The 12,917-nt window shown below is 61.1% G+C and carries 6 protein-coding genes; 1 reads left to right on the top strand and 5 read right to left on the bottom strand.

Going from position 1 to position 12,917, the window contains the following annotated elements:
* Nucleotides 1–14: 14 nt before the first annotated feature.
* The 4 genes from VL547_RS07130 to VL547_RS07115 are packed head-to-tail and all read right to left on the bottom strand — an operon-like array spanning nt 15 to nt 9,829.
* Nucleotides 15–3,542: a GH92 family glycosyl hydrolase gene (locus VL547_RS07130; RefSeq protein WP_325576723.1), complete on the bottom strand. Its 3,528-nt coding sequence runs from the start codon at nt 3,540–3,542 to the stop codon at nt 15–17.
* Nucleotides 3,539–4,699: a glycoside hydrolase family 99-like domain-containing protein gene (locus tag VL547_RS07125; protein ID WP_325576721.1), complete on the bottom strand. Its 1,161-nt coding sequence runs from the start codon at nt 4,697–4,699 to the stop codon at nt 3,539–3,541. Before VL547_RS07125 ends, VL547_RS07130 begins: the two co-directional genes overlap by 4 nt.
* A gap of 56 nt (nt 4,700–4,755) precedes the next feature.
* Entirely contained in the window at nt 4,756–6,567 is a 1,812-nt protein-coding gene (locus VL547_RS07120; protein WP_325576719.1) for a SusD/RagB family nutrient-binding outer membrane lipoprotein, read from the bottom strand.
* A gap of 10 nt (nt 6,568–6,577) precedes the next feature.
* On the bottom strand, nt 6,578–9,829 hold the full coding sequence (locus tag VL547_RS07115; RefSeq protein WP_325576717.1) for a SusC/RagA family TonB-linked outer membrane protein: 3,252 nt from the start codon (nt 9,827–9,829) through the stop codon (nt 6,578–6,580).
* 140 nt (nt 9,830–9,969) lie between these two features.
* Here VL547_RS07115 and VL547_RS07110 point away from each other — a divergent pair, with 140 nt between their 5' ends.
* Nucleotides 9,970–12,468 carry a hypothetical protein gene (locus VL547_RS07110; protein ID WP_325576715.1) on the top strand — a complete coding sequence of 833 codons (2,499 nt, stop codon included), beginning with the start codon at nt 9,970–9,972 and terminating at the stop codon, nt 12,466–12,468.
* A 25-nt stretch (nt 12,469–12,493) separates the two neighbouring features.
* On the opposite strand, the gene VL547_RS07105 is transcribed toward VL547_RS07110, so the two are convergent.
* On the bottom strand, nt 12,494–12,917 hold a 424-nt coding region (locus tag VL547_RS07105), incomplete at its 5' end, for a hypothetical protein (protein WP_325576713.1).

The following is a 12,917-nucleotide window of genomic DNA, read 5'->3' as shown; positions in this document are numbered from 1 at the left end:
CCGGAGGCGTCGTGTTATTGATCTGTGCGGAAGGGCGCCGCGGGGAGCCCCTCTTTGTTGAATAGGTTTCCGTCGGGGTTGTCGGCCCAGTCGTAGCGCACCGCGACGGGGGAAGGCACCTGGTCGCTGGAGACGATCACCGCGTCGCCGTCGAGGCGGGCGGTGGCGGTAACGAAGCGGCCGTCTGGGCCGGCGACGGCAAAGCCCTTGAGGGTATCCACGGGGCGGAGCGGTTCGGTGAACCAGACGCGGATCGCGCGGCCGTCGACGGCCATGTGGTCGTAGCGGGGGCCGGTGTATACGGCGCGCTGGTGATAGACGAGGTGACCGGCTACGGCGGCGAGCCGGTAGCCGACGTCGAGCTTGTCGGTGGGGTGGATGTTCCCGGGCTCGCCGAGGTCGATGGTTACGGCCATACCGGTTTGGGCGAGCGACAGGGTCCTGTATTGCGCCTCGCGCACCCAGGGCCAGTTGCCTTCGGTCTTGGGCTGGAAGTTCGGCAGCTGCACATACAGGAAGGGGAAGTCGCCCTCGCCCCACTGGCGCCGCCAGTCGCGGATCAACGCGGGAAAAAGGGTTTTGTACTCCATGGCGTCGGTCAGGCGGTCGCCGTTGCTTTCGCCCTGGTACCAGATGACGCCCTTGATCGCGTAGGGCAGCAGCGGGTGGATCATGGCGTTAAAGAGCACCGTGGGGGTGCCGAAGCCGACGATGGCGGGACGTAGGGCGACATAGTGCCGCAGGGCCGTGTCCGCGAAAAGCGATTCGCGGCTCACCCAGGCCTGGGCGGGGGTGCCCCCCTTGTAGCTGCAGATCATGCCTACGGGGGCGTGGGTCATCGTACGGACCTTTTGCGCGAAATAGTAACCGACAGCGGAGGGGCCGTGCCACGCCCACCTGGCGGACAGCGCCGCGGGGGAGCAGACGATCCAGCGGCCGTCGTCCGCGGTAACGGGCTCCCCTATCCCCTCCTGGGGGTCGGGGGATTTTGCCATGGGGACATAGAAAAAACGTATGAGGCTGTCGGTGGCCCGCGGGATCGTGGTGGCGGCGTGGCTGTCGGTTTGGATGCCGAACTCCATGTTGGACTGGCCGGAGGCGAGCCAGACGTCGCCGACGAGGATGTCGTGGAGCACCATGGTGTCTGCGCCGCAGGTGATCGACATGTCGAAGGGGCCGCCGGGCTTTAGGGGCGCCAGGTGAGCGGTCCAGCGGCCGGTGCTGTCGGCGAGGGAGGAGTAGGTGCGCCCCCTGATGCTCACGCGTACCGCGGCCCCGGGCGCCGCCCACCCCCAGACGGGCGCGGCAGTTCCCCCTTGCAGCACCATGTGGTCGGAGATGATGGCGGGTAGCCGTAGGCGTGAGCCCGCGACCGACGGGCGGGCGCCGAGGCCCCAATCGCGGTTTGGACGGGGGCCCATGACGAGCTCCAGGGTGCCGCCGGCCATGAGCTGGGCGTGGGTGAACCAGGGCGACATAAGGTCCACGCCGTTCAACGTGGCGCGCTGCACGTACTTATTGACGCGGGAGCATAGAGGCGCGGAAACGGTAAAAGTGCGGCCGTTAGGAAGGGATATGGACGCACGCGTAAACACGGGGCTGCCGATCGCGTACACCGGTATGCCCGGAGTCACGGGATAAAAGCCCATCGAAGAGAATACGACAAAAGCCGACATACCGCCGCCGTCCTCGTCACCGGGTATGCCAAAGACGTTGTCCCGGAACCAGAGGTCGAGCAGCAGGCGCACGCGTTCGGCGGTCTTCCAGGGGCTGGACGTAAAATTGTAGAGATACGGGATATGGAAGCTGGGCTCGTTACCCATGGAGTACTGACCCACGTTGCCGGTGGCGTCGGGGAACTTATACCAGAAGTCGCTCTTGCTGCGACCCAGGCCCTCGCGGAAAAGCTGGTCCAGCCGCGCCTCGAAAGACGCGGGGCCGCCCATCAGGCGCACCAGGCCGCCGATGTCTTCCTGTACCTGCCAGAGATAGGTCCAGCCGTTATTCTCGTCGTAGTAGTCGCGGCCGCCCGCGCCGCCGTCGAACTTGGGGTCGATGCCGATCCAGGCGCCGCTGCTGTCGCGCGGCAGGAACATACCACGGGAAGTGTCCCAGAGGCGTTTGTAGTTCGAGGAGCGATCCATGAAAATGGTATAGTCCCTGGTGTGCCCCAGCTCCGACGCCATCTGCGCCACCGCCCAGTCGTCATAGGACGCCCCGAGCGTCACGGCCACCGCCTGACGGTGTTCGCCGGGGTTGACGGCGGCGACGGTTTCGGTCTCCCCGGGCCGTAGCGCGGGCATGTAACCGTGGGTATAGAAAAACGAGTCCAGCGACGTCGACGGTCCGTTCCGCCACGGTAACAGCGTCGCCGACGTGGCGTTCTTTCGCATACCCTCGTACGCCGCAGACGGGTCGTCGGGCCGTATGCCCTTACGGTAGTCGTCGAGGATCATGATGGACGAATGAAAACCGTTCATACACGCGTGGTCCCCAAAGAGCACGGGAAAGGTCGGCATCCAGCCGAGCTGTTTATACATGGTCACATAGGAATTCAGCATGTCGCGCTCCAGCCCCGTGTCAAGGATGGCCCGCAGCGGGTGGAGCGCCAGGTAGGTGTCCCAGATCCAGTCGTCGACATAAAAGGGACGCCCGGACGTGCGATGGATGGTGTTGTCAAAACCGCTATAGTACTGCCCGTCCTCGGTGATGTCGACCATACGCTCGTTACACCGGTAAAGGGCCGTATAAAACGAACGCTTCTCCGCCTCCGTGCCGCCTTCGACGCGGATCTGCCCGAGTACGGCGGACCAGGCGGTAAAAGCGTCCTGTTTCAAGGCCGCGAACGTCCGCCCGGAAAGCTCCTCCTCAAAACTCCGCCGCGCCTGCTCCGGGCTGATATACGACACCGCGTAGCGGAACTCCACGGTGTCGGTCGGGCCGTTGGCGCCAAAGTTGGCCCAGGCCCGGCTCCCGCTGGCGCCGATACGGCCCTTTTCGCTGAAGCGGCCATAGACATAGACCTTGATGTTGTCGTGGTAGGTCTCCATGCCGTGGAGCGTCTGGTCCCCATCGAAATGCCAGGCGCTTTCGCCCTTGTTGTAGGTCCCGAACAACACGTTCCTTGGGCGCTGACCCGAAAATGCAAAACGATAGATCCCCGTTTTTCGCCCCGGAGTAAAGTCCACCGCCACGTCGTCGTCGAGCAGGTACGTCGCGTAATACCAGGGGCGGGTTATCTCCGAGCCCTGGTCGTAGGGCATGGGCTCGTCGCCTGAGCCGCCACGCGAGGGCCTCACCGAAAAGGCCTGTCCCAGGCGGTGCGAGACGACGATCAACGGAAAGTCCGTAATCCGGTCGTCGATATAATCTTTCCGGTTAGGGTACACGCGGATCATCTGGTGCGGCAGTTGCACCGTGGGTCGGGTTGGTTGTAAAAGGGCTCCCACATTTCCGATGGTGGGATCGACATACTCGCCGTTCTGTGCGTTAACCGTTAGTCCGGTCAAAAGAATCCATGCAAAAGTCAGGGGACGCATCATTTAGTTGTTTTAAATTCCTGTCGCACGATATCCAGGTAGGATTCCCCATAGGGCGTCACGCCTTTTGTATTCACGGTATCCGGCTCCAGCTGCATGTCGTACTGCCATTGGTTCCAGGAATCGATCAGGACCATGCGGATGCCGCCGGCGCCGGTGTCGGCATTCATCTTGGCGACGTTACAGAGTTGTTTGAACATGGCGCCGCCATCGGTCCGGGGATAGATGGGGTTGGTGCTGTTGGCGGTGGTGATCGTGGGGTCGCACGCCGGGCTGATATCGGGGATGTAGTTGATCCCGCCCATGCTATCGCGGAAATACGCGCGGCTGTACTCCCAGTTCTGGTCCATCGCCTGTGGCAGCACGTACCAGCGGTCCCACTGGGTCAGGCCGGCGTTGCCGCTGAGGCTGTTGTGGTAGATCGCGTCGACGCAGCCCTGGAAGCGGTCGATATACCGCGCGGGCGGGGACCAGGGGTCCTGCATCCCGACGAGGTACATCGTAAAGCCCAGCGCGGAAAGGTGGGTACGGATCGAATCATAGATCGCGATATTGTTGTTGGAAAACATGTTCTCCGCCGCCTCGATATAGAGCAACGTCTTCCCGTTCACCTTTACGTAGTTCGGGTCGTTTTCGAAGGCGGCGGCCGCGCGGGTGAAGTCGGCGAGCATGTTGTTCAGCGCCACGGGGGTCTTTTCGAGCGGGGCGGTGTTGCTGATGCCCAGCGCGCCGGAGTTGAGGCTGTAGGCCAGGGCGAACTTCATCGTACCGGGGTTCTGGCCGATGAACGTCTTGATCAGCGTCGAGTCGTTCTTCCAGTTGGCGTTGTCCTTGGTGGGCGACCGGTAGGCAAACAGGAAGTAGTCGATACCCGCGCGGGCCGCCTGCGCGATGTGGGCGGCCATGACGGCGGGCGGGACGGCGCCGCTGGGCATATTATAGTCCCCCACCACCGGCACGCGTTTGACGCTGGTGTTGAAGGTGGTGAAGTTGTAGTAGAACGCGCCGACGGTATAATCCTTCGTGACGAAGATGTCGGGAATGGTATAGGCCAGGACGTTGCTCGAGGGCGAGGGGCCCGTATTATCCTTTAGGAAGGGCCACTTTTTGCAAGAGGCCAAAAGACCCGCGGCAACGAGGAAAAGAAATAACTTTTTCATATGCAAAGAGTTTGAAACCCGTGCAACTCCCGGGCGGTTCTTGCCCGGGCGTGTGCCTAGGGCAAATAGGTGGATGAAAGGGTAACCGTAAAATTCGCGCTCGCCGCCGCCGCCTTGAGCGACTCCCAGTTGGGCCCATACCACTTCTGGAGGAAGCGCATGTCGAACCCGGTGGGCGCGAGCGTATTCCAGTCGGCGATCTTGTTGGGGATCGCGAAGTCGAGCTGGATGTCGGGGTTGTATTCGTTGTTGACGATCAGCGAGGCGTTCAACGGCGACAAAGCGAGATCGGCTACACCCTGGGCGTAACCGTTGGGGTTGAGGGCGGACTCGTTGGAAGGATAAGACCCGCGGCCCGGTATGTCCATCCAAAGGGTGTGGGAGGTATAGCTGGCGTTCCCCCCGGGGTTGAGCTCGGGCGGGAAGGTGAAGAAACGTGTGCGGCGCTGGAGGCACCAGCTGTCAAAGCTCTGGTCGGGGAAGTAGTTCATCCACTCCTGCGCCCATATCTGGTGAAGGACGTCGGTGATGTTGGCGTTGGACAGGTCGAGCGGGTCCGAATAGGCATTGGTGCAGACCGTGTTCCACTGTACGCCCTGCTGGGTCATGTACGCGGCCAGCTGGCCGCTGGACAGCCCCCAGTACGCGAAGTTGGCCTTGATACCCGCTTCATAGTAGGTCTCGGCGGGGGAAGCGCCGCCATAGCCCAGCTGCGCGGCCTCGGCCTTCAGGAAAAGACATTCGGCGTAGGACAGCATGATGATCGGGCGGGCCGGGTTGGTGAGGATGGCGTCGGCGATCAGGGAGTAGGCGGTGTCGTTGATACCCGAGAGCGGGTTGGTGAGCCCTGTGAGGGTGGTCCCCCAGTTCGGGAGCAGCGTCGTAAAGTTGGCCGCGAGCGCCTTGCCGAGGTAGGGCACGCCGTATTTGACGATCCGGAGCGAATCGTCGTTCAGGCTGGGGAGCGTGTCGGTGACCTGGAAGCGCGCGGTGTGCGACGTCACGGAGTCGAAGTATACCGCCATCCGCGGGTCGTTGTAGGACCTGAGGAAGATCTGCATGAACTCCGCCATCCGCGGCGGCGCGGTGTGACCGGAAGCGGAATACGGGTAGTAGCTGTTGGAGTTGATAAAGAAGTTCCAGTACGGGTTCCAGTTGTTGGTGACGTTCTCGTAGGCCATCTTGGCGGTCTCGGACTCGGATTGGAGCAACGCGGACTCGTTGGTCATACAGTCCCGGATGTTGGCCACGGCCTTGGCGTTGAGGTTCTTCATACACCGCAGCGCCACCTTGAGGCGGAGGGTGTTGGCGAAGTGTACCCAGCTCGTCAGGTTACCGCCATAGACGACGTCGTAGCTGAGCTTGTCGCCGGTGGGGATGATCTGCGCGGCGGCGTCCTTGAGGCTGTCGAGGATATAGGAATAGACCGAGTCCTCGTTGTCGAAGCCGACGGTGTTGAGGTAGTTCAGGTTGTTGGCCTGGGTGACCGGGATCGGGCCGAACTGGGCCACCAGGATCGAAAAGCTGTACCACTTCACGATCCGCGCGATCTCGACCCGGTTGTGGTAGATCGAGTCGCCGGCGTAGGTGAGGATCGTCTGGTCCAGGTTTTCGAGGACGTTATTGTAGATATTCTTCCAGAGGCCGCCGTCGGTCACGTCGTACCGCGAGCCTTCCCATATCTGGTTACCGAGGTCCCAGTAGTGCTGGTAGTTGTAGGTGGACATCTGCATGTTGAGCGTCCGGACGGCGGCCTCGATGGTGGACTCGGGCGATACCGACGTGAATTTATTGGGGTCTTGATTCAAAGTGGTAAAATTCTTTGTGCACGAGCAGAAAAGAAAAGCCACGATCATAAGTTTTCGCATACAGGCAATTTTAAAGTGCAACCTTCAGGTCAAATCCATACTGTGCATAAGGGAACGAGTTCCCCGCGTCTATACCCTGGGCGTTACCGGACGAATTCGCGGCTTCGGGGTCGATGCCCTGGGGCGTCCGTTTGTAGAGCGTCCACAGGTTGCGGCCGACGAAAGCGACGCGGATGCCCTTGACGGGCCAGCGGCCGATCCATTCCCGGGGGACGGTGTACCCCAGGACGAGCTCGCCGATCTTGATGTCGCTGGCGTTGTAGGTGATGGCGGGGGTGTTGTTGAGCACCATATCCGACTCGTAGGTCGTGGGGTTCATCCAGACATTGCTCTTGGCGCCGACCTCGTAGCGGCCGTTCTTGTCGAGGACGGGGTTGCCCTTGGCGTCCACCTTGATCTGGTAGGCGTTCGGGTATTGGGCGCCCTTGACGCGGCCGGAATCGGCATACCGGGTAACGGTGCTGCCAACCGTCTGACCTATCCCCTGCTGCTCGTTGCCGTTCTCTCCGAGGATAATGGAGCTCATGAGCCACGCGTCGCGCCCGTACAGGCTCGCCTGGGTATTGCCGGCGAAGTTGGCGCGGCCGTAGCTGGCGGAATATATCTTGCCGCCCCACTTGACGTTGAAGAGGATCGAGAAGTCGAAACCGGCGTAGGTCATCGACGTACCGATGGAGCCGATCCAGTCGGGGTGGAAGTTCCCGAGGTAGGTGTTGGGCTGGACGACGGCGCGGCCGTTGGCCTGGACCAGCGTGGTGTCGCCGACCATGTAGGGGGCGTTGCCCATCAGGTATCCATACGGCGCGCCCACCTTGGCGTCGACGTACACGCCCAGGTTCTGGGTCAGCTGGTAGGAGTTGACGCCTGGCGCCAAAGCGACGACCATATTACGGTTGAGCGACCAGTTGGCGAGCATGGTCCAGGTGAACTTCCGGTTCTGGAAAATCTTGGCGTTGGCCGACAGCTCGATCCCCTTGTTGGAGATTTCGCCGGCGTTGACATACCGGGTGTTGTAGCCGGTCTCGGGCGCGGTCTGGGCGCTGATGATCTGGTTGAAGGCCTTGGTGCTGTAGACCGTACCGTTGAAGCTGATGCGGTCGTGGAACATGGTTACGTCGATCCCCGCTTCGCGGGAGCGCGTCTGTTCGGGTTTCAGGAACGGGTTGTTGAGCGTGTTGCCGCTGGTATAGTTGATATAAGGGTTACCCAGGAACAGACCGCCGTAGGTGTAGGGCGTGATGAGCGCCTGGACCGGGGCGGAGTTGCCCACCTGCGCCCACGAAGCGCGCAGTTTGCCGTAGCTGATCAGGTCGTGGTTGTGGATGAAGTCGCTGAAGATAAAGCTCGCGCTCACCGAGGGATAAAAGAAAGAACAGTTGTTCACGGGCAGCGTCGACGACCAGTCGTTACGGCCGGTGACGTCGAGGAAAAGGAAGTTCTTGTATCCCAGCGTGGCGTTCCCGAAGATGGACTGCGTGTTGGTGCCGGACTCGGCTTCGTTCACCGCGGGGACGGCGTTGCTGTTGTTGATCGAGGGCATGTTGTGGACCAGCAGCCCTTTGATCCCCTGCGTCCGGGCGAGGCTGGTGTTGGTAACGACCTCGGCGCCCGCATTGGCCGTCAGGCTCCAGTCCTGGCGGAAGTTTTTGTTAAACATGAGCATGCCCTCGTAGTCGTAATTGAGGGAGTGCTGCTCCAGGTTGCTGTAGCTCCCCTGCGGGGTCTGCAGACCGCCCAGTTCCCGGTACTGCCAGGAGCTCAGGAAGTTCATGTCGGTCGCGCCCTGGAGGCGGAGGCTCAGGAAGTTGTTGATCCGGCTGGTGGCGGTGATGCCGCCGATCAAACGGTTATGGCTATCCTGGTTTTTGTCTTCGAACAGGGACCAGTAGATGTTTTCGATGCTGCCGACGGTGCCGAGGGCGTTGGAGTTGCCGGTGGCGGGGTTGACCCAGGGCACGAGGGCGTTCAGGCTAAAGCTCCGCGGCATATAAACGTAGGCGGCCATCGGGCTGGCGGGGTCCAGGTTGCGGACGGTCCGGTCGTGGGTCGTCTGCTGGGTATACAACACCCAGCTGTCGAGGGTCAGCCAGTTGATTTTGCGCGTGACGCTCAGGGAAACGTTGTTGCGGCGGATCTCGTTTTGGCCCGGCAAGACGTCGTTGCTGTAGACGTTGGTGTACGACAACCGGAAGGAGCCGTTGGCGTCGCCTTTGCTCACGGAGAGGTTGGAGGTGTTGGTCACGCTGGTCTTGTAGAGGGATTCTATGTTGCCGGGTTGAGGGGAATAGCCGCCGGGGAGCGGTTTTCCGGAGAAATCATCGTATGGCTGCCCCAACATGGGCATCCCCCAGCTGCTCCCGCTGGTCCCCATGCGGACCGCGCCGGTGCCGGGGACGATGTTGTTGCCGCTGGTCACCAGGAAGCCGTTGCCGCCCTCGCCGTATTCGTTCTGATAAGCCGGGAACTCGCTGATGGTGTTCCACATGGTGTTCTGGTTCACGGTGATGCCCAGGGTCCGGTCGCCGATCTTGCCCTTTTTGGTGGTGACCAGGATGGCGCCGTTGGCGGCGCGGGACCCATACAGGGCTGCGGCGTTGGGGCCTTTGAGCACCTCGATGGACTCGATGTCGTCAGGATTCAGGTCTTCGGCGCCGTTGCCATAGTCGAGGTTGTCCCCACGGGTGTCCCCCATGTCGTTCTGGATGGGCACGCCGTCCACGACCCAGAGGGGTTGGTTGTTCCCGGTGATGGAGTTCTCGCCGCGGATGACGATGCGGGTGGAGGAGCCGGGCTGACCCGTGGTGGTCACCTGGAGACCGGCGACCTTCCCGGCCAGGCCGTTGGTGATGTTGACGTCCCGGGCTTCGGTCAGCCGGTCGGGGTCCACCGACTGCTGGGCATAACCGATGGCCTTTTGTTTCTTGGTGAGACCCAGGGCGGAGACCACGACGACGTCGCCCATGTTCTTACCGTTGGGGGACAGGTTGATATGGAGGTCGATCTGGCCCTTGACGGGGACCTCGGTTTCGCCATACCCTACAAAGCTGACGATCAAAACGGCGGTTTGGGGGTCTTCTACGTTGATGAGGAAGTGTCCGTCGGACTTGGTGAGGGTGGAGGCGCTCCGTCCCTTGACGATGACGGTTACCCCCTCCATGGGCTCGCTTTTTTCGTTGAGGACCGTCCCCCGGATGGGGATCTTCTGGCCAAAGGCCATAGAAAAAAGGAGTAATGACCCTAATGAGACAAGCAATCTTTTCACATTCGTTAGTTTTATGGGGCTGAAGCTACCGCCGGGGCTATAATTATTGTCTAATGATTTATTAATTCCGGGGCGTTAAGAAAAAATTTTTTAATTTTTATTAAGTTCGTGTCCCCAAAACGCTTTCAAGACGGACTGCTATGCCCATGTGGAGAATCTTCCTTTTATTATTGGTGTTTACGATCAACCGGGCGCGTGGGCAGGGTTTGGGGTTCTATAATAATGAAAGCGACCAGGACCGGCGGACGTCGCTCGACCTGTCTCCCCAGGCGTTTTCCTTTGGCCATTCCTTCGACGTTTCCTTTGCCTTTGGTTTTTCGCCCGGGCACCTGAACTATTTTGGATACATCCTCCGGCTGGTCCGGAACGACACCCAGAACATCGACCTGTTGTTCGACAAGGTGGCCTACCCCGTGGGGCATTTTAGGGCGGTGGTGGGCGATAGGGCGCCGTTTGCGTCGTTTACGCTGGATTCCGGGCGGCTGTTCAATGATTGGGATACGGTGACGTTGCGGCTGGACTACGCCACGGACCGGGTGACGCTGCTGGTCGGCGGCCGGATCATGGGTTCTTCCGCGCCGGGTTTGCACCTGGCGCCATCGGACAGCTATCGTATCTCCTTTGGGGCGTGCTCGGTGCCGAAGTTCCAGAAGAACGACGTGCCGCCCATGAAGATCCGGGACGTCCGGATCGTGTCGCGGGACCGGTTGCTGTATCGCTGGCCGCTGGACGAGGAAAAGGGGGCGTCGGCGGGCGAAACCGAGCGTGGGGCTGCTGCGTCCGTGTTCAACCCGCTTTGGATCAAAAGCACGCACTATGAATGGGCGTTGCGGGATAGCCTCGTGCTAGACGGGCCGGCGTCGTGCGCGTTCGACGCCGTGCATGGGCATTTGTTCCTGGTGGGGAGGGATTCCATGCTGGTCTATTCGGTGTCGGGGGGATCGCTGCAGCGGGAGGGATATACGGCGCCGTTTGTTTTGCTGGCGGGGAACCAGTCGGTGTATGATCCGTTTACCCGTGACTTGTTTAATATTTACCCGGACGAGCAGCTGGCGGCTGCTTTCGACTTCCCGGACCGCCGCTGGGACCACGATTACCGGCCGGGGGACATCAATTATTGGCAGCACAACAAATTCGTTTCCTCGTTCGATACGTCCATTTATGTACTGGATGGGTACGGGCACATGACGTATAAGAATACGATTTTCCGCTACCACATACCCACGCATACCTGGTCACCCGTCGCGGCGTCGGGGGATGTGCTCACGCCGCGCTACCTGGCGGCGGCGGGGACGACGCCTTCGGGCGATACGGCGTATGTGCTGGGGGGTTATGGGAGCTCGACCGGGCAGCAGATACTCAATTCGCGGAATTTGTACGACATGATGCGGTTTGACGTGCGGACGGGGACGTTCCACCGGCTGTTTGAGCTGTCACCCGCGGCCGGCGAGGATTTCACCTTTGCCAATTCGCTGGTGATCGATGGTTCGTCGTTTTACGGCCTTATCTTCAACAACCAGACTTTTCATTCCTCGCTCCAGCTGATCAAGGGGTCGTTGGATACGCCGGCGTACCAGGCGGTGGGAAACCGGATCCCCTACCCTTTTCACGACATAGAGTCCTTCTCGGATCTTTTTTATAATCCTTCGACGCGGCAATTCCTGGCGGTAGTGTTCTTTTCGGACAGCACGGCGACGAGGCCGTCGCATACGGTGGCGCATATCTATACGCTCGATGCGCCGGTGGCGGCGGCGGTCGGGGCGCCGGCGCCTGCGTCGCCCGAGGGGTCGTCCAATTGGTGGTATCTGTTGCTGCCGTTGGGGCTGGTGGGGAGCTATCTCGTGGCGAGGCCGCGGCGTCGACCGGGGCGCGCCGTCGTTGTGCCGGTTGCCGACTCGCCGGCTCCGGTAGCGCTGTCGCACGCGGCCGCGGCAGTGCACCTCTTTGGCGACCTCCAGGTATTCGACACCGAAGGCGGCGACCTCACCAAACAGTTTTCGCCGCTGCTCAAGCAGCTTTTCCTGCTCATATTGCTCTATTCGTTGAAAAACGACCGCGGGATCAGCTCGGAGAAGCTGGACGAGATCCTCTGGTTCGACAAGGACGAGAAGAGCGCGCGCAACAACCGGTCGGTGAACATCGCCAAGCTCAAGGCGCTCCTCGATAAAACCGGCGGTTTCGAGTTGTCCAAGAAAACGGGGTATTGGAAGTTCGACATCGACGCCTCGAAGGTCTACGTCGATTACCAGGAATACCTGTCGCTGATCCACAACCCGTCGCTCGACAAACAGGGCGCCAAGGCCCTGGCGGCCATCACCCGCCGCGGGAGCCTGCTCGGGAATGTCGAGTACCCGTGGCTCGACCCCTTCAAGTCCGACGTCTCCAACCACGTCATCGATACCTATTTACACTTCGTGAAAACGGGGTCCCACGATCCCGACTTCCTCATCGAGATAGCCGACGACATCTTTTACTTCGACTCGGTGAACGAGGAGGCCATGGCGATCAAGTGCAAGGCCCTCGTACAGCTGGGCAAGCATTCGCTCGCCAAGAATGCGTACACCTCCTTTACGCGGGAGTATAAGCATATCTATGGGGAGGATTTCAAACGGGAGTTCCAGACGGTTTTGCAAGGGTAGCGGGCGCTTTGCGCGGCGGCGCGCCTTAGCGCGTGCTGCTTTGAGCATCCGCGTAGGCCGCGTCCATGAGGCTGTTAGGCTTCAGGTACACGACGTCGTGCTGGAAGTCGAGCAGCGTGTTGAACCGCTTCAGCACCTCGGCGCCGAGGATGTGCGTCTTGAAGCGCGCGGGGTTCGCGGCGGCGAGCAGCTGGGCGGGGATGTTGTATAGGCTTACGGCGTTCAGATCGAGGCGCTCGTTGTTGAAGACGACAACCGGCACCTCCCGGCCCCTTCCATCGCGCAGGACGCTCTTTTTGAGGATGGGCTGGTCGCGGGGATAGCCTGTCTCCGCCACCAGCGCGGTGTCGAGCAGGATGGTCCGCTCGTAGCCGTCGTCATAGAGGAAGCGGCCAGGGTACCTCACGCCCCTTACGGCCAGGTCGCCGCGGATACAAAAAAGGTCGTGG

Source organism: Dinghuibacter sp. (genome assembly GCF_035492835.1).
In the GTDB taxonomy this organism is placed as follows: domain Bacteria; phylum Bacteroidota; class Bacteroidia; order Chitinophagales; family Chitinophagaceae; genus Dinghuibacter.
The sequence above is the reverse complement of the archived record's forward strand: the minus strand, read 5'-3'. Positions and strand labels throughout refer to the sequence as shown.